This is a genomic window from Bradyrhizobium sp. USDA 3311 (assembly GCF_054062495.1).
Genome location: NZ_JBSSFI010000001.1, coordinates 7,508,771 through 7,528,640, shown reverse-complemented (window position 1 = coordinate 7,528,640; position 19,870 = coordinate 7,508,771). Strand labels below are relative to the sequence as shown.

At 65.0% G+C, this 19,870-nt stretch carries 19 protein-coding genes and 1 pseudogene; 6 read left to right on the top strand and 14 right to left on the bottom strand.

From position 1 onward, the window contains the following. Positions 1–4: 4 nt before the first annotated feature. Complete coding sequence (locus tag ACVWW6_RS36040) at positions 5–1,501, top strand: ABC transporter substrate-binding protein (protein ID WP_456682420.1); 1,497 nt, start codon at positions 5–7, stop codon at positions 1,499–1,501. 826 nt (positions 1,502–2,327) lie between these two features. Here the strand turns inward: ACVWW6_RS36040 and ACVWW6_RS36035 are convergent. Both ACVWW6_RS36035 and ACVWW6_RS36030 read right to left on the bottom strand, forming a co-directional pair. Further along, the gene (locus tag ACVWW6_RS36035; protein WP_456682419.1) at positions 2,328–2,711 is read right to left on the bottom strand and encodes a hypothetical protein; all 384 of its coding nucleotides are present in this window, start codon (positions 2,709–2,711) and stop codon (positions 2,328–2,330) included. A gap of 8 nt (positions 2,712–2,719) precedes the next feature. Further along, entirely contained in the window at positions 2,720–2,893 is a 174-nt protein-coding gene (locus ACVWW6_RS36030; RefSeq protein WP_165448148.1) for a hypothetical protein, read from the bottom strand. Positions 2,894–3,077: 184 nt separating this feature from the next. On the opposite strand from ACVWW6_RS36030, the pseudogene ACVWW6_RS36025 reads away from it, so the two are divergent. The 3 genes and pseudogenes from ACVWW6_RS36025 to ACVWW6_RS36015 all read left to right on the top strand — a co-directional run. Further along, a pseudogene (locus tag ACVWW6_RS36025) lies at positions 3,078–3,259 on the top strand (ABC transporter substrate-binding protein); the annotation flags it as partial. 146 nt (positions 3,260–3,405) lie between these two features. Next, positions 3,406–3,642, top strand: a complete 237-nt coding sequence (locus ACVWW6_RS36020; RefSeq protein WP_456682418.1) for a hypothetical protein — start codon at positions 3,406–3,408, stop codon at positions 3,640–3,642. A gap of 35 nt (positions 3,643–3,677) precedes the next feature. Next, a complete protein-coding gene (locus ACVWW6_RS36015; RefSeq protein ID WP_456682417.1) occupies positions 3,678–3,908 on the top strand; it encodes a hypothetical protein in 231 nt (76 codons plus the stop codon). Between the two features lie 357 nt (positions 3,909–4,265). Here the strand turns inward: ACVWW6_RS36015 and ACVWW6_RS36010 are convergent, their stop codons facing one another. From ACVWW6_RS36010 to ACVWW6_RS35965, 10 genes are all read right to left on the bottom strand, one after another. Then, complete coding sequence (locus ACVWW6_RS36010) at positions 4,266–5,819, bottom strand: hydantoinase/oxoprolinase N-terminal domain-containing protein (RefSeq protein WP_404523106.1); 1,554 nt, start codon at positions 5,817–5,819, stop codon at positions 4,266–4,268. Between the two features lie 6 nt (positions 5,820–5,825). After that, complete coding sequence (locus ACVWW6_RS36005) at positions 5,826–6,932, bottom strand: DUF917 domain-containing protein (protein WP_456682416.1); 1,107 nt, start codon at positions 6,930–6,932, stop codon at positions 5,826–5,828. Beyond that, positions 6,929–7,615: an AroM family protein gene (locus tag ACVWW6_RS36000; RefSeq protein WP_028172145.1), complete on the bottom strand. Its 687-nt coding sequence runs from the start codon at positions 7,613–7,615 to the stop codon at positions 6,929–6,931. The genes ACVWW6_RS36005 and ACVWW6_RS36000 overlap by 4 nt, the downstream gene beginning before the upstream one ends. Before the next feature lie 5 nt (positions 7,616–7,620). Continuing rightward, a complete protein-coding gene (locus tag ACVWW6_RS35995; protein WP_456682415.1) occupies positions 7,621–8,703 on the bottom strand; it encodes an ABC transporter ATP-binding protein in 1,083 nt (360 codons plus the stop codon). Continuing rightward, entirely contained in the window at positions 8,700–9,764 is a 1,065-nt protein-coding gene (locus tag ACVWW6_RS35990; RefSeq protein WP_011086026.1) for an ABC transporter substrate-binding protein, read from the bottom strand. Before ACVWW6_RS35990 ends, ACVWW6_RS35995 begins: the two co-directional genes overlap by 4 nt. Positions 9,765–9,792: 28 nt before the next feature. Then, a complete protein-coding gene (locus ACVWW6_RS35985; RefSeq protein ID WP_038966038.1) occupies positions 9,793–10,659 on the bottom strand; it encodes an ABC transporter permease in 867 nt (288 codons plus the stop codon). Positions 10,660–10,667: 8 nt separating this feature from the next. Next, positions 10,668–11,543 carry an ABC transporter permease gene (locus tag ACVWW6_RS35980; RefSeq protein ID WP_011086028.1) on the bottom strand — a complete coding sequence of 292 codons (876 nt, stop codon included), beginning with the start codon at positions 11,541–11,543 and terminating at the stop codon, positions 10,668–10,670. After that, positions 11,540–12,322, bottom strand: a complete 783-nt coding sequence (locus ACVWW6_RS35975) for an IclR family transcriptional regulator (protein ID WP_011086029.1) — start codon at positions 12,320–12,322, stop codon at positions 11,540–11,542. The genes ACVWW6_RS35980 and ACVWW6_RS35975 overlap by 4 nt, the downstream gene beginning before the upstream one ends. Before the next feature lie 178 nt (positions 12,323–12,500). Then, positions 12,501–13,127, bottom strand: a complete 627-nt coding sequence (locus tag ACVWW6_RS35970) for an alpha/beta hydrolase (protein ID WP_456682414.1) — start codon at positions 13,125–13,127, stop codon at positions 12,501–12,503. Then, on the bottom strand, positions 13,124–14,062 hold the full coding sequence (locus tag ACVWW6_RS35965; RefSeq protein ID WP_011086031.1) for a ring-cleaving dioxygenase: 939 nt from the start codon (positions 14,060–14,062) through the stop codon (positions 13,124–13,126). Before ACVWW6_RS35965 ends, ACVWW6_RS35970 begins: the two co-directional genes overlap by 4 nt. 128 nt (positions 14,063–14,190) lie before the next feature. Here ACVWW6_RS35965 and ACVWW6_RS35960 point away from each other — a divergent pair, with 128 nt between their 5' ends. Continuing rightward, complete coding sequence (locus ACVWW6_RS35960) at positions 14,191–15,114, top strand: LysR family transcriptional regulator (RefSeq protein WP_028172140.1); 924 nt, start codon at positions 14,191–14,193, stop codon at positions 15,112–15,114. On the opposite strand, the gene ACVWW6_RS35955 is transcribed toward ACVWW6_RS35960, so the two are convergent. Further along, positions 15,107–17,800, bottom strand: a complete 2,694-nt coding sequence (locus ACVWW6_RS35955) for an ATP-binding protein (protein WP_456682413.1) — start codon at positions 17,798–17,800, stop codon at positions 15,107–15,109. The two genes, ACVWW6_RS35960 and ACVWW6_RS35955, sit on opposite strands and share 8 nt — an antisense overlap. Further along, the gene (locus tag ACVWW6_RS35950; RefSeq protein ID WP_060913005.1) at positions 17,797–18,828 is read right to left on the bottom strand and encodes an ABC transporter substrate-binding protein; all 1,032 of its coding nucleotides are present in this window, start codon (positions 18,826–18,828) and stop codon (positions 17,797–17,799) included. The genes ACVWW6_RS35955 and ACVWW6_RS35950 overlap by 4 nt, the downstream gene beginning before the upstream one ends. Before the next feature lie 293 nt (positions 18,829–19,121). Here ACVWW6_RS35950 and ACVWW6_RS35945 point away from each other — a divergent pair, with 293 nt between their 5' ends. Next, on the top strand, positions 19,122–19,868 hold the full coding sequence (locus tag ACVWW6_RS35945) for a hypothetical protein (protein ID WP_028172137.1): 747 nt from the start codon (positions 19,122–19,124) through the stop codon (positions 19,866–19,868). Positions 19,869–19,870 lie beyond the last annotated feature (2 nt).

The window sequence follows — 19,870 nt, the reverse complement described above, 5'->3', positions numbered from 1 at the left end:
ACGCATGTTCAGGAAACTATCCATCGTCGCACTCACTGCCGCGTTTGTCGCGGCGCCGCTGCCGGTGCTGGCACAAAGCAAGAAGGACAGCGTCGTCATGGCGATGGCGCTGGAGCCGCCGGGTCTCGATCCCACCAACGCGGCCGCTGCCGCGATCGCCGAAGTCGCGCTCTACAACATCTACGAGACCCTGACCAAGATCAACGAGGACGGCACCACCTCGCCGCTGCTGGCGGAGAGCTGGACCGCTTCGCCCGACCTGAAGACCTACACCTTCAAGCTGCGCAAGGGCGTCAAGTTCCACAACGGCGAGCCGTTCGACTCCGCCGCGGTGAAGTTTTCGTTCGAGCGCAATGCGGTGCCGACCAGCACCAACAAGGACAAGAGCCTGTTCCAGAGCTTCGAGTCCGTTGCCGCGCCCGACGCCGACACGGTCGTGATCACCCTGAAGAATTCCGAGCCGAACCTGCCGTTCCTGCTGGGGCAGGCGAGCGGCTCGATCGTCGAGCCGAAGAGCGCGCCGACCAACGTCACGCAGCCGGTCGGCACCGGGCCGTATCAGCTCGGCGCCTGGGCCAAGGGGTCCTCGATGACCCTGACCAAATGGGCCGACTATCGCAACGCCGCGGCGATCAAGCTCTCGAAGGTGACGATCCGCTTCATCTCCGATCCGGCGGCGCAGACCGCGGCGCTGCTCTCCGGCGACGTCGATGCCTTCCCGCGCGTTGCGGCCCAGCGTACCATTGCCCAGTTCAAGGCCGATCCGCGTTTCACGGTTCTGGTCGGCGGCTCCAAGGCCAAGACCATCGTCGCGATCAACGAGCGCAAGAAGCCGCTCGATGACGTCCGCGTCCGCCGCGCCATCCTCGCCGCGATCGACCGCAAGGCCATGATCGACGGTGCCGTCGACGGCTTCGGCACGCCGATCGGCAGCTTCTACGTGCCGGGATCGCTCGGCTATGTCGACACCACAGGCATCAACCCCTACGACCCCGAGAAGGCCAAGAAGCTGCTCGCCGAAGCCGGCGTCACCACGCCGCTCGAACTGTCGCTCAAGCTGCCGCCGCCGTCCTATGCGCGGCAGGGCGGCGAGATCGTCGCAGCCCAGCTCGCCAAGGTCGGCATCATCGCCAAGATCGAGAACGTCGAATGGGCGCAATGGCTGTCGCAGGTGTTCGCCGGCAATGGTCCGCACAATTTCGACCTCACCATCGTCAGCCATGTCGAGCCGTTCGACCTCGTCAAGATCACCGAGCCGGACTACTACCTCGGCTACAACAACGAGGCGTTCAACGCGCTCTACAAGCAGATCGTGTCCACGCCGGATGAAGCCGCCCGCGCCAAGCTTCTCGGCGACGCCCAGCGCATGCTGGCCGCCGACGCCGTCTCCGCCTACATGTACCAGCCGCAGCTCATCACCATCACAGCCAAGAAGCTGAAGGGCGTCTGGAAGGACGTCCCGCAATACGAGAACGATTTCTCGACCTGGTATTGGGAGTAGGGGGCGCACACCCTCGTCGTTCGAGGCGCGCGCCGCCCGTTGCAGTGCCCTCTCCCCTTGCGGGAGAGGGCAGCGACGCCGGTAGACACTGACTCGCAAGGTGAGGGGTCTGTCTCCGCACACGAATCTCGCGAGATGAATTCGCGGAGAGCGCGATTTTAAGCCGACCATCCGGTGGCGGTCTCTAGAGCCCTGGCCTCAGCCCACGGCGCGCCGATCCAGACATCGCGCTCGTTAAGGAACTGGTTACCCGTCACTGTCACCATTTGCATATAGCTCGTCGCCATGCGCGGCAGCGTATTCTAAGAACGGTTGGATATTTCGACACGCCCGGTTGGCGGTCTCTTTCAGGAGAGGCCCAATGTTTAAGGGCTTTACGGTGGCAGTTGTGGCGCTGATTAGCACAGCGCAAGTGGATCGATACCTAACCAACGGTCGGTACACCGACGCGGCCATGGCCATGCTGCGGCAGATCAGGCACGCGTTTGGGTTTTGAGATACCCTTGGGACAATTTTTAGGTGCTTTGATGGAAGGCATCTTGTGGACTGATCTCGACGCGGATGAGCAACGCGCCCTTGCGACCTTGGGAGCCGGACTTTCTATCGAGCTGTGTGACCCCGTTGCTCTCCTGACTTTAAGGCGGCTCGGTCTGATCGTAGGCTCTCATTTGACGGCTGCTGCGCACGAGTTGCGGAGGGGCGTTGTTCTGGACGAACTCAGGCGCGTGATTGCATGATGTAACCAAGCGCACGGCCGCGAACAGGCAGTCGAAAGTCCTCGCCCGCGATAAGCGGTATGCAGGATCGCTTAGGTCGTTAGTATCGGTCAGTCATGCCCTGTGTTTGAGCTGGAGATGATCCTGGCACGCCATCGCTCTTCAAAAGTGTCAGGGCCCTCTTTCAGTGCCAACGCTCGTGCATCCAAGGGATTGCCGGGCTTGCTAGCTATGACAATGCCTGTCGCTTCTCCGCGAGCACCGAGTTGGGGGGACCGCTCCATAGGCCATTCCAGCAATGCTTTCGACAGCATGGGCTTACCCGCGTACCAGCATTTTTGTCCGTCAATGAGACGATAAGACCACCATTGCCCTTGCGGGTTTGGCGGCATTGCGGTGCTGCATTGTTGCTTGGCATGCACGCTAGTCATTTCGAGCAATGAGAGCGCAGCAATGCAAACGGTTAAAGCAAACGATCGAAGGGGTTTGCTCATGGACGCGCTCAATTGCCCTGTTGCTGCAATCGACTTACGGCAACGATCAAGGCAGGCCGTTCGAGGACTTCCACCAACTTTTCAAGGATAAGCGCATTATCCTTGGGGCAGGGCTGAAGGTATTCTTCCAGTATGAGTTGCGCGTCGCTAATCGCTTCCAGGGCTAATTGCTGATCAGTCATCACTGCTTACTCATCAATTAGTTGCGCCAGGAAAGCGAGCGGAGAGAGAAATCAAGTCAGCTTTGAGGAATATCCCCGCTCTTCTTTTCACTTTTTATTTCAAGTTCTCGGCTTCCCGCTGTTTGTCTCGATGTCGTCGGGGTCAATGTTGCGCAAATAGTCCCGCGAGGGTGTGTCGCGAGCGAGGGGCACGGCGACCAACGTCACGCAGCCGGTCGGGACAGGGCCGTACCAGCTCGGCGCTTGGGCCAAGGGCTCCTCGATCACGCTCAACAATGGGCCGACTACCGCAACGCCTCGGCGATCAAGCTGTCGAAGGTGACGATCCGCTTCATCTCCGATCCGGCCGCTCAGGCCGCACCGCTGCGTTGCCATCAACGAGCGGCCTGTATCTCAATTCCCACACTTGCGATCAAAAGAGATCCGTTTGTCGCTTTTCGAACAGACGGAAAAAGCCTGGTCCGTTCCAATTCCCCAACGATTGAAAACAGTCATCGGTTGGGGGAGACGAAATGGAACGTTCCCTGCTCATTGAGCTGGCGCGCGATAAATATGTCGAGCGTTGCAAGCAACGGGCCTTCGATCATCTGGACCGAGGCGATCTCAAGAACGCGGTCGCCTCGTTTGTCGCCAATATCAACGCGCGTCCTGATTGCGAACTGCCATCCTACTTGGCAACGCTTGGCGCTTTGCTGCTGACGGCGAACGATGCGTTCGGCTGGAGAGCGCTGATTGAAGGATTGAGGTGATGATCCGATAAACGCGGCCGTTGGGAGGTGTGGGGATGGCTCATTACAGGGCTTACCTTTTGGATCAGCACCGCCACGTGATAAGCGTAGCCAAATTGCAGTGTGCCGACGAGCAGGAAGCACGAGAACGTGCTGCGCAACTGGTTGATGTCAACGACGTCGAGCTATGGCAACTCGATCGCCGTATTGCGATCTTTGAGGTCCCCGCAAGCCGAACCCCGCAGGCGGCGAGAAGGGAAAAGCCGCAGCGCCCCAAGGACAAATGAAGCAGCCTGTCAGTACGCGAATTCTTCAGCGCATTGATGGGGTAGCTTGGCTTTGCGGATTTTCCGATGTTGGCAATATACCCCTGTTTTGCCCGACGGGTCAAACCGCGGCGATGACCGTTGCGGTGCCGTCTCCCCTCGCGGGAGAGGGCAGCGACTCCGGTGGACGCAGACTCACTCGGGTGAGGGGTCTGTCTCCGCGGATGCACCTCTCTCAGTCCTAAGCAGCTCTATCCGCGTAAGCCATTGATCTCGCTATCCCCGGCTACTGTGCATGGGGTTGTTTTCGAGTTTTATTTTGACAGGGGTGGAGGCCGACACGCGAGGTCGTCGTGCCGGGCTCCCGGCCCGCATCCGCTACGCCGCCGCCGGCAGATCCGGATCGGCGATCGCGCCGGCGACACGGACACGCACGCGCAGCGCGTTGCCGGGCAGATAGGCGATCGGCATGTCCTCGACATCAACGGTCTTGAGGCTGTCGCGCGCAGCACCCGCCTGCACCGCGCGGTCCGCCGCGATGTCGCGCGCGGCCGCGATCGCGTCCTCGCGGCTGAGGTCGCGGAACACCTGGTCGGCCTCACCGGAGACCTGCGCGATCGCGGCACCCACAGCATTGGCGCAGTCGCCGTGCGGCACGCGCACGATCTCGGAGATGCCGGGCAGGCGGTCCGGCACCAGGAAGGCGCCGCCGCCGACCGCGAGCAGCGGTACGTCGCCGGCCTCGGTCTTCATGCGGTCGATGTCCTCCTCCAGCTTGCGCCAGGCATCGCGCAGCGCGGCCTCGATCAGGCGCTTCGGCAGCTTGGCGACGCGGGAGCGGTCGCCGATGTCGATGAGACCTGCGGCCACCGCAATGTCGGTGGCGGTGAGGCGCGAGCCACCGAACACCAGAGCATCCGACGTCAGGCGGTAACCGACACTGAGCGGACCGACGCGGACCGGGTCCTCGTCGACATGGCTGCCGCCGCCGAGCCCGATCGAGAGCAGGTCGGGCATCCGGAACAGCGTGCGCACGCCGCCGACCTCGACGACCGCATTCGCCTCGCGCGGAAAACCGTGACGCAGCTGGCCGATGTCGCTTGTGGTGCCGCCGACATCGACGACCATGGCGTCGTCGAGGCCGGACAGATGCGCGGCGCCGCGCATCGAATTGGTGGCGCCGGAGGCAAAGCTCATCACCGGGAAGGCGGTGGCGATCTCGGCCTGCATGACGGTGCCGTCGTTCTGGGTCAGGAACAGCGGCGCATCGATGCCGCTGTCGGCGATCGCCTTGCGGAAGGCGGCGACCGTGGTGACCGCGAGATCGTGCAGGGAGGCGTTGAGCAGCGCGGCATTCTCGCGCTCCAGAAGACCGATGCGGCCGAGATCGTGCGACAGCGTCACCGCGACGTCGGGACAGATCTCCGCGAGGATTTCGCGCGCTGTCGTCTCGCAGGAGGGATCGAGCGGCGAGAAGCTCGAGCACACCGCGACCGAGCGCAGGCCCTTGTCCCTGATTTTTCGCGCGGCCTCCTTCAGCCCGGCGGTGTCGAGCGGCATGAACGGACGGCCGTCGTAATCGTGGCCGCCCTCCAGCATGAAGATTTCGCCGTTGACGAGTGTCGCGAGATCCGCCGGCCAGTCGCAGAACGGCGGCAGTGAGGCGCTTGCGGGCATGCCGATGCGGATCGCGCCGATCTTCTGCACATGGCGGCGCTGCACCACGGCGTTGATGAAATGCGTGGTGCCGATCACGACCGCATCGACCCTCACCGCGGCGGCGGGCTCGGCACGCAGCGCCTTGAGGGCGTCGAGGATGCCCGAGGTCACGTCGGCAGTGGTCGGGCGCTTGACGGAATGGACGACCTTCTCGTCGACGATCAGCACGGCGTCCGTGTTGGTGCCGCCGACATCGATGCCAATACGCTTCATGGGATCTTAAGCTCCTGCCTCAGCGGGCGCGAAGAGGGAACGATAGTCGAGGTCGTAGCCGAAGGCGCGGGGGCCGACGAATTCGAGACCCCGGGGACTCGTCAGCACGGCCGGCGCGGGCAGGGCGACGACGGTGACGCGCTGGCCGTAGCGGATGGTCTCGGTGCCGATGCCGTGGCCGTTGACGCTGTCGAGCACGCAGATCAGATCGGGCGAGGTCGCGATCGCTTGCTCGTCACGCCAGGCCACGATCCATTCGTTCTGGAACGAGAGCTTGAGCTTCGTGCCGCGATCTGCATCGCTGCCGTCGACCATCGCCGTGCCGCGCAAAAATCCTTCCGTCGTGCGCCGGGCGACGTCGACGATCTTGCCGGTGAACAGCTTCTTGCCGCCTTCGGTCGAAAGCAGAGCGGCGATCGGATCCTCGTGACGACGATTTGCCTCCTGCACGGCGCGGCCGATGCGGATCGCCTTGGTGGTGGTGAAGTGGATACCCCAGTCCTTCACCTCGCGTCCGGTGCGCGGCGCCTTGCTAGTGGAGGCGATCGAGCCCATCTCGACGCAGATCTTGCGGCTCGCCCGCTCCATCCACTTCCAGCTCGGTACCTTCGTCACGACGGCCTCGATGCCGCGGGGATCGTAGAGGGTGCAGGGATAGGGACGCAGGTCCCCGATCGCGACCGAGGTCATCTGCGCTTCGGGGAAGGCGCGGCCCATGCAGTCCGCGTCGACCACGGGGATGCCGAGATGCGCGGCCGCCATCAGCGCCTGCACGCCGTTGCCGCCGCCGATCTCGACCGACATCACGGCGCGGAACTTGATGCCATTGATCTCTTCCTGCATCCGCACGGCGCGCGCGATGTTGCGGCTGTCAGCGAGGCGCTCCTGTCCGACCAGCGGCGCGCCCATGTTGGAGACCACCGCCACCCAGTCCGCGTCGTCGAGGTCGAGCGGCGACATCAATTGCACGCGGTGCCCTTCGGCATAGAGCCGGCGCAGATTGAGCAGGCCGAGATAGGGGCTGCCGCCGCCGCCGGTGCCGAGAATCCAGGCGCCGACCGCGAGCGCCTCGATCTCCTCGAGGCTGATCGTCTTCAATTCCACCTTGCTCACGACACCAGCTCCTCGACGATGCGGGCCGCGGCGGCAATGCCGAGGATCACGGGACCCGGATAGGCCGTGCGCACGCGCGCCTTGTTGGCGCTGGTGTAGCTGATGCAATCCATCACCACGAGATCGGGCTCGAGGTCCGCCATCGTGCGTGCGGCTTCGTCGACGACGGCGTCGCTCGAACCGGGACGCAGCGTGATGCCGACGACCTCGACGCCGTCGCGCTGCCATTTCTTGTCGATCAGTACGGTCTGCTCGGGCAGCGGCGAGAACACGCCGAGCCGGCCTTTCGGCAGCACGGCCTCGACGAGATTGTGCAGGATGGCCGAGGGCAGGATGACGAGGCCATCCGCCGCGAGGTTGGGAAACTTGCCGGTGCAGGCCATCAGCGTCACGCCGACGCCCTCGTGCTTGAAGCGGGTGATCTGCTGGCTCGCGCGGCGCTCGACTTCCTTCTTGCTGATGGTGACGCCGTCGCCGTTCGGCAGCAGCGTGAACAGCGTGTCGTAGCCGTCCATCGGCGGGATGGCGTCGATCTCGGCGCGGCTCATGCCGTCGAGCGCGCCGCGCAGCTCGATCTCGATGCCCGGCGACAGCACGGCGGCGATCTCGGAGGCGACGGTGGGGCGCGGGCTCTGGCCGATCACGACAACCCCGATGCGCTGGTGCTTCAATGGCATGTTCATTTGGTCTAGTCCTTCAAGACGACGAGATCGGCCGGCGTCCAGTCGAGCGTGACACCGTTGCCGGGAACGAACAGGCGGCTCGTGCCTGCATTGGGCTGCTGCACGAGGACACGATGGCCGCCCTCGAGCGTGATGCGATAGAGCACCGCGCCGCCGAGGAAGTTGGTGTTCTCGACGGTGCCGTGGGCGGAGCTGCCGGCTGCGGTGGCGTCGGCGCGCGGGATGAGGCGAATCTTTTCGGGGCGCAGAGCGACCGAGAGAACGCCGGTGCCTTGCGCCTCGGAGGACGGGAGCGCCAGGATCAGACCCTTGCCGACGTCGAGCGCAGAGGCGCCTGCGCTCGTCGTGGTGCGCTCGCCGCGAAAGATGTTGGTGTCGCCGATGAAGTCGGCGACAAAGCGCGTCGTGGGCTGGTTGTAGATCTCGGTCGGCGTGCCGACCTGCTCGACACGGCCGCCGTTCATCACGGCGATGCGGTCGGACATCGCGAGGGCCTCCTCCTGGTCGTGGGTAACGAAGACCAGGGTCAGGCCGAGCTTCTTCTGGAGCTGCTTGAGCTCGAACTGCATCTGCTGACGCAGCTTCTTGTCGAGCGCCCCTAACGGCTCGTCGCAGAGCAGGACGCGCGGCGCGATCACGATGGCGCGGGCAAGCGCCACGCGCTGCTGCTGGCCGCCGGAGAGCTGGGCAGGGCGGCGGTCCTCGAGGCCGGACAGCTCGACCATGGCCAGCGCCGCCTTCACCTTGGCTGCGATGCTCGCCTTGTCGAGCCCGCGCATGCGCAGGCCGAAGGCGACGTTCTCGGCGACGGTCCGATGCGGGAACAGCGCGTAGTTCTGGAACACCATGCCCATGTCGCGCTTGTGCGCGGGCACATGGGTGATGTCGGCGCCGTCGACGCGGATCGCGCCCGCGCTCGGGGTTTCGAAGCCGGCGATCATGCGCAGCGTCGTGGTCTTGCCGCAGCCGGACGGGCCGAGCAGGGAGAAGAACTCGCCCTGCCTGATGTCCATCGCGACCGCGTCCACCGCGCGCACGCCGCCTTCATAGACCTTGCTGACGCTGGCGATCTCGATCGACGCGCTCATGCGCGGAAGATCCGGTTGACGCGCTGGTCGATCTCGTCCTTGCGCTCGTTGTACCACTTCCAGTCGACCTGGATCAGCTTCGAGACCTTCTCGGGCGTGGTGAGCAGCTTGGCGTCATACTTGGCGTCGAGCTTCACCTGCCTGTTGGCCGGCGAATACCACACGGTCTCCGCAAGGCGCTTCTGCACCTCCGGGCGCAGCATGTAGTTCACGTAGGCGTTGGCAAGCTCCTTCATCTTGCTGCCGGGCGTGATGGTCAGGACCTGCTCGAGCGATAAGACGCCTTCGCTCGGCGCGACGAAATCGGTCGGCTGGTTCTGGCCGTCATAGCGGTAGATGCCGGAATCGTGGATGACGCAGAGGCCGACTTCGCCGGACAGCAGCATCTTCTCCATCGCGCCGGTGAAATCGACGATCTTGATCGGCTTGAGCTTCTCCAGCGCGGCATAGGCCGCGTCGAGATCGGTCTGGCCCTTGCCGAACAGGGTACCGCACATCATCAGGAAGGCCTGGCCGAGGCTGTTGACGGGAATGACGTAGCCGCCGCGGACGCCGTTGTATTTCGCGTCCCACAGCTCCTTCCACGAGGTGATGTTGCCGTAGCCCTTGTCGGTGCGAAGTCCAAGGCCGATGGCGCTGGTGAAGATCGAGACGCCGACGATCTTGTCGCTGATCGCGTAGGGGTAGACGTCGGCAAGGTTCGGGACGAGCTTGGGATCGATCTTCGGCTCGACCAGGCCCATCTCGGCCGCCGCCCACTGCTCGTTGGAATTGGTGTGCAGCACGTCGTAGATCGGCGCGGAGCGCGAGCTTGCCTGGAGCTTCGGCAGATAGGGGAAGGCGGAGTCGGTCTGGAGCTTGCACTTGAACTCGCTCTCGAAGGCGGGGCCGATCTCGGCCTTCATGATCTCGCCCCACTTGCCGCCCCAGCCGGTGATGCGCAGCGTCGGATCGTCGGCGCGCGCGACATAGGGCGCGGCGATCGTGCCGATGCCGAGCGAGGCGCTCGCGGTCAGAAAGCGGCGGCGGCTGAGCCGTGAGGATCCCAGAGCTTTCATCATGTCTCGATTCCTTCGGTGCAATGAGCGGTTACAATTTGACGTAGGAGCGCAGGCCGACGGTGCGGTCGAGCCCGATGACGACGACAAAGGCGAGGACGATGGAGACCACCGAGGCGGCGCCGATGGTGCCGTCCAGATCGAACTTGAGATAGTTGAACAGCGTGACCGGCAGGGTCTCGTTGCCCGGTGAGACCAGGAACAGCGACACCGGAAATTGGTCGAAGGAAACGATGAAGGCGAAGATCGCGCCCGCCAGCACGCCCGGCTTGATCAGCGGCAGCGTCACCTCGAAGAAGGTGCGCAAGGGACTTGCGCCGAGATTGCGCGCGGCTTCCTCGAGGCGCAGGTCGAAATTATGCAGCACGGCGAGCGTGGTACGCACCACGTAAGGCAGCGTCACCAGCGTATGGCCGGCAACGAGGCCCCAGGTCGGACGTCCGACATCGAGCAGCACATAGGTCTGGAACAGTGCAAGGCCCGTCAGGATCGCCGGCAGCATCAACGGCGAGAGCATCGTCGCGACGATCAGCCGCGTGCCCGGCAGATTGCCGCGCGCGAGCGCGAGCGCGGCGGAAGCGCCCAGGATCGTTGCCGATATGGTGGTGAGGACGGCGACTTCGAGGCTGAAGCCCAGCGCATGCATGAAATCGCGCGAGGCGAAGAACTTCTCGAACCAGCGCAAGGACACGCCGACCGGCGGAAACTGGATGAAGGGCGTCGGGTTCAGGGCGAACACGACGACGATCGCGATCGGTGCCAGCAGGAAGATCAGGATGGCGATGTTGACGGCGAGATAGAGATAGCGGCCGTAATGCCTGACGCGTCCGGCCGTCCGCGCGGGAGCCGCCTGCCGGGCCGCCGCGAGCGATGGGCTGTGCGAGGCGGTGGTTTGCATCGTCGGCCTCACTGCAATTCGCGCTGGCCGGAGACGAGGCCGAGCGCGCGGTTATAGGCGACGACGAGCCCGAGCGAGATCATCAGCAGGACGATACCGAGCGCGGCGGCGAAGCCGACGTTGAAGTTCGCCGAGATCTGCTGGTAGATCAGGATCGGCAGCGTCATGATCTGGAAGCCGCCGAGCAGGATCGGCGTGACATAGGCGCTGATCGCCAGCGCAAACACCAGCAGCGAGCCGGCGAGGATGCCGGGCAGGCTGAGCGGCAGCGTCACCTCGAGGAACGCACGCAAGGGGCTCGCGCCGAGGTTTTCCGCGGCCTGCTCCAGCCGCTCGTCGATGCGGCCGATCACGCCGGTCAGCGTCAGCACCATGAACGGAACGTAGATGTGGACGAGACCGACCACGATTCCGGTCTCGGTGTACATCAGCTTGAGCGGCTGGCTGATCACGCCGAGCGACATCAGGGTCTGGTTGACGACGCCCTTGTCGGAGAGCAGCGTCATCCAGGCGAAGGTGCGCACCACGATGCCGGTCAGCATCGGCGCCAGCACCGCCATCAGCAGCAGCGCGTGCCCGGTGCGGCTCTTGATGCGCGCCATCCAGTGCGCCAGCGGATAGCCGATCGCGAGCGCGACCAGCGTGGTCACGAGCCCGATCCGGATCGTGGTCCAGATCACCTCGAGATAAAAGGGATCGTCGATCATGCGGGCGTAGTGGCGCGTGGTGAAGGCGACCTTCGGCGCCACCACCGGATTGCCGGTGAGCACGCTCATCAGCGCCATCAGCCCGATCGGCAGGAAGAAGAAGAGGGCGAACAGCAGCGCGCTCGGCAGAATGAAGAGCGCAAGGCCGTTGGGGCGCTGGGTGGTGGCGCTGCTCATCGCGTCCCCGTCTGAACGCGCGCTGTATCCTGGTCGAGCGGATCGCCGGTCATGCGCCGCAATTTTGCGGCCATCGCCGCCAGCTCGCGGCGGACATTGGCGCGCTCGGCGGCAGTGGTCGCCTGCACCGAATAGGACACCGCGATCCCGATCATCTCGCCGGTCTCGCCGCTTTTCAGCGCAAAGCCTTGGGAGCCGACGCCCTCGATCGATTCATCGGCTGCCTCGGACACGCCGGTGCGGCGGATCTCGTCGAGGCGGGCCATCAGCTGCTTGAAGTTCTGCGGCGAGTTGCGCGGCAGCTTTGGATAGGTCGCAGGCACCCGCGCGCGGACGTCCTCGTCGGCGAGGCGGGCGAGCATGGCGCGGCCGTTCGAGGTGGCGAGCGCCGGCGTGCGCTGGCCGGGCGGATTGACGACACGCAGGGGATTCGAGCCCGGAACGATCCGGAGCACGACCTGCTCGTAGCCGTCGAGCACGGCGATGTAGCCGGTGTGGCCGGTGCGCGCGCAGACCTCGCGCAGCTCGCGCTCGGCCATGCTGATGAGATCGTCATGGGCGCGGTGCAGCCGGCCGAGCTCGAAGGTGAGGAGGCCGGGCCGGTAGCGGCGGGTGTGCGGATCCTGCTCGAGCAGGCCGCAGTCGCGCAACGACCGCAGCAGCCGCGAGGTCGAGCTCTTCGGCTTGCCCGTCAGCGCCATCACGTCCGCGAACGACAGATCCGGCCGCGCGCTGGAAAAGCAGCGCAGGATCTCGATCGCGTTGGTGAGGGCGCTCATGCAGGTCGGTCCAAGGTAGTTCCATATTTCGGAACCTTGTCCCAAATTCTAAGCCTGGCGCGGAAACGAGCAAGCGGAAATTTCCGGCAGGGTGGTGCCCGATTGCGCAGATGCGGCGGAAGGTCGCTCGGATATAACGAAGCGGCGCACCGCGGTCAGGCGGTACGCCGCTTTGGGATCAGGCCGCCTCCACGGCGACGTTGCCGATCCAGTCGCGGGCGAGCGTCACGTCGGCTTGCGACAATTGATGGCCCGCTGGCAGGACCCTGTGATCGACACGCGCACCCGCTTCCGACAGCAGCGTAGCGAGCCGGGCCGAGTTGCTCGCCGGCACGATCGGATCAGCCTGTCCGGACAGGAGCAGGACGGGCTTGCCGCCGAGCTCGGCCTTGGGCGGATCTGACAGTGGCACCATGGCGCGCAGCAGGATCGCGCCTGCCAGCACGCCCGGCTGCAGCAGCAACAGCGCGGCTGCGATGTTGGCGCCGTTGGAGAAGCCGACAGCAACCGGCGCGGCGATGCCGTAGCGCTGCCGCGCCTCGCCAACGAAATCGCCGAGCTCGCGCGCACGCCGGCGCACATCGTCCTCTTCGAACACGCCCTCGGCAAGGCGGCGGAAGAAGCGCGGCATGCCGTGCTCGAGCACGCGGCCGCGCGGCGAGAGCAGGGCGGCACCGGGCGAGATCATCTTGCCGAGCCCGAGCAGGTCGTTCTCGTCGCCACCGGTGCCGTGCAGCAGCAGGAGCGGGGCCGAGCCCGCGTCGCGCGCGGGCTCGAAACGATGGATGAATGCACTCTCGGTCATGACACGCTCTCTTCCAGGCTCGGCAACACACCCTCGATCTGCTTGCGATGCGCTTCGAGGAAGGCCGGCAGCTTCAGGTCGCGTCCCAGCGTCGCAACGGGTTCGTCGACGGCGAAGCCGGGAATATCGGTCGCGATCTCGAACAGCACGCCGCCGGGCTCGCGGAAGTAGATCGAGCGGAAGTAGTTGCGGTCCCTCTGCTCGGTCGGGTGCAGGCCGTGATTGCTGACGAGCTTTTGCGCCATCGCTCCCTGCTCGGCGTCATCGGCCGCACGGAAGGCGATGTGGTGCACCGAGCCGCCGCCCTGATGGCCGCGCAAGAAGCCCTTGGCCTCGTAGATGTCGACGACGCTGCCCTCGGCATCGCCCGGCGCCTTGAAGCGGATCACCGAGCCCTCGCGTCCCGTCTCCTTGAAGCCGAATACGTCGGTGAGGACGGCGGCCGTCTTCGCCGCGCTGTCGAGCAGCAAGGTCACGCCGTGGAAGCCGCGGATCGCATGCTCGGCCGGCACGTCGCCATTGCTCCAGCCGGGCTCGTTCTCGGCACCGGGAACGCCGACGAGCGCGAGCGCCATGCCATCGGGGTCGGTGAACGGCAGCACGGACTCGCCGAAGCGCTTCTCCAGGGCTTCATAGGCGATGCCCTTCTCGGTGAAGCGCTGCGTCCAGTAGCCGAGCGAACGCTGAGGCACGCGGAAGGCGGTCTGATGGGTTTCGCCGACGCCGCGGCGCCCAGCCGGCACGCCGGCCCAGGGGAAGAAGGTCAGGATGGTGCCGGGGCGGCCGGTCTCGTCGCCATAATAGAAGTGATAGGTGCCGGGATCATCGAAATTGACCGTCTTCTTGACGAAGCGCAGGCCGAGATCCCTGGTGTAAAAGCCGAAATTCCTGATGGGATCGCCGGCGATCGCGGTGACGTGGTGCAGTCCAGACATTGTCGTCCTCCAAATTCGGGGAGCAGTCTTGCTCTGGCCGGAAATATCGTTCCGCTTTGGATTGGAGACAATCCATGCAAATATGACGTCTATGTCTACGATTTGGAAACAATCGCTGGAGCGGCAGCTTGGATAAGGTCGCTAGCCTCCGGGCCTTCGTGAAGGTGGTCGAAAGCGGCAGTTTTGCCGAGGCGGGCCGTCAGCTACGGCTGTCGCGGTCGGCGATCAGCAAATACATCGCCGACCTCGAGGAGAGCCTCGGCGTCCAGCTCCTGAACCGGACCACCCGCCACGCGAGCCCGACCGAGAACGGCCAGCGTTATTTCGAGCGCGCGGTCGTGATCCTCTCGGAGATCGAGGCCGCGGACCAGGCGGTGGCGCAAGCCCAGTCCGCGCCGCGCGGGCTGCTGCGCGTCAACGCGCCGATGTCGTTCGGCACCATGCGGCTCGGGCCGGTGCTGGCCGATTTCATGGCGCGCTATGGCGAGCTTCAGCTCCAGATCGTGCTGAGCGACGATCTGCTCGATCCGGTCCAGGACGGCTTTGACGTGACGCTGCGGATCGCCGAACTGGAATCCTCCAGCCTGATCGCGCGCAAGATCACGCCGGTGGCGCGCATGATCTGCGCCTCGCCCGATTATCTCGCGCGGCACGGCACGCCAAAGCATCCGCAGGATCTGCGCGAGCATGCGTCGCTGACCTACGGCTTCCTGCTCACCGGCAATCAGTGGAAGCTTACCGGCGCGGATGGCGATCACTGGATCCAGCCGACCTGGTCGCTCTGCGTCAACAACGCCGAAGTGCTGCGCGACGTCGCGATCAAGGGCAGGGGGCTCGCGCTGCTCCCGGAGTTCATCGCCGCCGACGCTTTGCGGAAGGGCGAGTTGCTGACGGTGCTGGATGATTATTCGGCGCCGCCGCTCGCGCTCTATGCGGTCTATCCGCCGACGCGGCATTTGTCGGTGAAGGTACGGCTGTTCATTGATTTTCTGGTCGAGCGGTTTGGACGGGAGGATGAGGCGGGCGTACGCAGCCGCGCCGCGGCTAGCTGACCGAACGCTGTTCGACGGGCAGAAGCAATTCGTCCAGCGCGCTCATCGAAGCTTTCTGGAGGGCGGCAAGTTCGCGGGCGGCACCGTGGCATTCGGATGCGGACATCGTGGCTACCGCCAGCTCAACCTCGCGGCAGCGTTCGAACAGGCGAACGAGGCCGAGCGCGCTCGCCGCGCTGCCAAGCTGGTGTGCGGATCGCGCCAGCTGCAGGTGATCGTCGATCGCCGCAGCCTCGGCGATGTCCTCGATCAGTTGTTGGCTCGTTTGCCGCAGAAGCTGGTGGAGCTTGGCGATTTGCGTGGCGCCCAGCAGTTCTTTCTGGTCGTCGAGGAAATGCCGGTCGATCAACGCGCCTGCGGCGAGCCGCACCTCTGCCGGCTGGTCCGGCGGATCGTCCTCGATCGCCTCGCGCAGGGCATTGATCAGGATCGGCTTGCTGACAACCTTGGCGATCCCTGCACTGGCGAGCCGCTCGCGTGCGCTGCGCGAGACGTCGGCGGTCACGGCGATGATGCGCGGCATCCTCGGCAGACCGAGCTTGCCGATCTGCGAGGCCGCCTCCACGCCGTCCATGTCGGGCATGTGCAGATCCATCAGGATGATGTCGAACGCCTGATCGCGGGCGAGTGCGACGGCCGAGGCGCCGTTTCTGGCTATGGTGGGATGATGGCCGAGCCGGTTCAGGATGGCTTCGCCGACCTGGCAATTGACGGGATCGTCGTCGACCAGCAGCACGCGAAGCCGCCGCGACGGCGGCGGAAGCGCACCTTGCGCGATGCCGTTCGCGGCAAGGCCGAGCGGTACTTCAAGCGCGAACGTGCTGCCTGCGCCCGGCGTGCTCTCCACCGTCAGCTCGCCGCGCATCAGGCGCGTCAGCCGCCGCGCGATCGCAAGGCCAAGGCCGGTGCCGCCGAACCGCCGTGCGATGCTATCGTCCGCCTGCACGAAATCCTCGAAGATCCGCTCGTGCATGTCCGGCGCGATGCCGATGCCGGTATCGCGAACCGTAATGCTCAGCAGGATGTGATCCTCGTGCTGCTCCGCTGACGCCTTCAAGCCGATCCCGCCGCGCGGAGTGAATTTGATGGCATTGCCGATCAAATTGAGCAGGATGCGATTGAGCCTGACAGGATCGCCGTGCACGGACGTGTTGACCGTCACGTCGCTGGCGAGATCGAAGGTCAGTCCCTTGCCGAAGGCCTGTGGGCGCATCAGATCGGCGGCGGCCTCGATGAGCTGATCGAGACGGAAGTCGCGCGTCTCCAGCGTTTCGGCGCTGGCCTCCAGACGCGCATATTCCAGGATGGCATCGACCAGCGCGATCAGCGTCTCGCCCGATGCGGCGGCGGTGGCGAGATGGCGTCGCTGCGCTTCGCCGAGGCTGCCGTCGTCCAGCAGTTGCAGCACGCCCATGACGCCGTTCAGCGGCGTGCGCAGCTCGTGGCTGACGACGGCGAGGAAGCGCGACTTGGTCTCGTTGGCCTGCACGGCAATACTGCGCGCACGTTCGGCCGCGTCATGTTCGGCGAGGGCGTGGTCGCGCGCCTTCTCGAGCTCGGAGGTCCGCTCGATGACCTTGCGCTCGAGCGTCGCGTAGGATTCGCGCAAGTGCGCGGCCATGCGGTTGAACTGGTCGCCGAGCGCCTCCAGCTCGTCGCCGGTCTTGATCGCGAGCCGCAGGCCGAGATCGCCGCTGCCGATCCGGCGCGCACCCTGTGTCAGGATCTGGATCGGCACGGTCATGCGCCGGCTGAGAAAGAGCGAGACCAGCACCGCGCAGGCGAGCAGAGCGACCAGGAGAAACGTCGAGCGGCCGATCGACGCGTAGATCGGCGCATAGGCTTCGGTGAGCGGGAGCTCGACGAACACCAGCCAGCCGAGCGAGGGCACCGTCGCATAGGTCGACAGCACGCGTTGACCGGACAGGTCTTCCTTGACCAGGCCGCCTGACGGCGGCCCGACTCCGTCGAGTGCGGCTCGAACGTCGGCATGTCCCGAAAGATCGCTGCGGCGTAGCGCCGGCCACAAATCGGGATGTGCGATCAACAGCCCCATGCGGTCGACCACATAGGCCTTGCCGGTATTGCCGACCCTGATCCCCGCGACGAGGTCCCAGATGAAGCGCAGATTGACCTCGGCGACGATCACATTGGGACCGCGGCCGGCCCCGCGCGCGGCGATCGTCATGAACGGCTCCGTGTCGCCGAAGAAGTAGACCGGCCCGTAATAGGTCCGGCTTTCGTTGGCGCCACGGAAGGCGGGCGAAGCGGCGAGGTCGATCTTGCTGCCGATCCTGTCCGCGACGCGGCGCGACACGCGCACCTGCTCGCGGCCTTGCGCGTCGAGCTCGGCGATTTCCGCGATCGCGGGCGAGAGGCGCAGGAGGCGGATCGCGTTCAGGCGCTCGTCCTCGTTCGTCGACAGCTCCGGGGGCAGGCGGGAGAGCCATCTGATCTGGTTCTCGATCTGGCCGATGAACTGGCCGATCTGAATGGCCGCCGACGCTGCCTGCTCGCGCTGGGTTGCCGCGAGGAGCTGCTTCTGCTCGCGATAGGAGAACCAGACGTCGAAGCCGGTGTTGATGGCGAGCGCGGCAAAGGCGAGGGCGACGATCGAGTAGAGATATTTGCGGAACAGCCGGCCGGGAGGCGTCCGCAAATGTCCCTGGTCGACCTGCTCGTTCACTCGCGAATCTCGTCGGCGCGTGCGAGCAGCGTGAACGGTATGGTCAAATCCAGCGTACGGGCGACCGTGCGGTTGATCAGCAGCTCGTATTTGCGTGGCGATTGCACCGGGAGATCGCCGGCCTTGGTGCCGCGCAGGATCAGATCGACATAGTCGGCCGAGCGCACTTCGAGCGTCGGCCCGTAGCTCATCAGCCCGCCCGCATCCATGAAATAATGGAACGGATAGATCGTGGGGACGCGATATTTGGCCGCTGCCGCCACGACCGCCTGCCGGTGGATCACGAGGAAGCTGTCGACCAGCGCAACCATCGCCGCTTTGGGCGGCTCGGAGAGGCGCCTGATGACCTCGTCAATTTCCGTTGGCGCGTTGACGGGGGCGGGGACCACGGAGACGCCGCATGCTGCGGCCTCTTGCTCGATGGAGTCGAGGAAGAAGCGCCCGCCGCGCGGCGTGGTCGCCGGGTTGAACAGCACACCGACGCGCGCAACGTCAGGCACGGCCTCCCGGATGAGCTGAAGCCATTTGCCGCCCATCTCGGCGGAGCTGTTGGTGAAGCCGGTGACGTTGCCGCCGGGATGCGCGAGGCTCTCGACGAAGCCATTGCCGACGGGATCGTTGGCCGTCGCGAAGACGATCGGGATGGTTTTGGTGGCTGCCAGGACTGCCGCGGTTTCGATCGTCGAGCCGGTCAGGATCACGTCCGGCTTCAGCTCCAGCAATTCCTGGACCGCGGTCTTCAGTCTATCGGAGCTGCCGAAAGTCGAACGGAGTTCGAGGCGGAAGTTGACGCCTTCGACCCAGCCTCGCTGCCTCAAACCCACGATGAGGCCGCCGAGGCGGGAGGTCGGGCTGTCGGTCATGCTCCTTCTGGTCAATTCGTCGTCGAGCGGTAATCCCGTCAGCGAGGCGACGATCCGCATGCGATCAGATGTTGCGCCGAGCGCGAGCCATCCCGCAGCGCTTGTCCCCGCAAGGCGAATGAACCCGCGGCGATCGACCGCGAAAGCGGAAGGCCGTTCGGTCATGAAATTCTTTGCATGATGATTGCCCCAAGGCGGATGCTTAGCGCGAACCGCCGGCATCCACAATTGATGAAAAAATGCGCTTGTGAATGTTCATTCGCAGCGTTTGGCAACCCGATACCGTATTCCTACGCCGCTGAGGAGTCGCTGTTCGAGCCTTGTCTGCTCCGTGATGTTTTGTAGCGCCTTATGGCATTGCAACATTTTCCGTCTCGGTTGCGACGGCGGTTCGGAGAAGCCGATTTCGTGACTGCCGATTTTTGAAGCGTTCTTTCAAGTTGTTTCGAAGGTTCTCGATGCGCAAAATCTATCTCGTTCCGGCCCTCGTCGGCCTTCTCACCTTTGTGGCTACAGGTCCGGTGGCGGCTCAGGGCGCCGTTCCAAAGCAGAAGGCGGCGCAAGCCCCGAAGGCTGCTGCGGCTGGGGCTGCTCCGGCGGCCGGCGCCCCGGCGGCGGCCACGACCGAGGCGCCGAGCGCCGGCGCGGACGACAAGGCAAAGTCAATCGACGGCTTCCGCTCCGCCAAGTTCGGCATGGGCGAAGCCGACGTGCGCGCGGCGATGATCAAGGACTTCAACGCCAAGCCCGACGCCATCAAGGCGCAGGACAACGCGTCCGAGCTGACGCATAGCATCCTCATGTCGGTTCCCGAGCTGCTGCCGAACGGCGGTACCGCCGAGCTCTCCTACGTGTTCGGCTACAAGTCCAAGTCGCTGATCCAGGTGGGCGCCGTCTGGTCGAAGGGGACCGACGCGGCGATAACGCCGGAAAAGCTGTTCTCCAACGCCAACATCCTGCGCGCCCATTTCATGGGCGAAGGCTTCAAGCCTGATTCCATCGCGGTCAACATGCCGGTTGCCGGCGGCATCGTGATGTTCCGCGGCAGCGACGCCAAGGACCGCTCGGTGATCCTGCTGCTCCAAGGCACGTTCGAGAACAAGGAGAACAACCAGCGTGTGCTGACCCCGACCAGCCTGCTGCTGTTCTACGTGGCCGACGCCAAGAGCCCCGACATCTTCAAGCTGCCGCCCGGCCAGTTCTGATG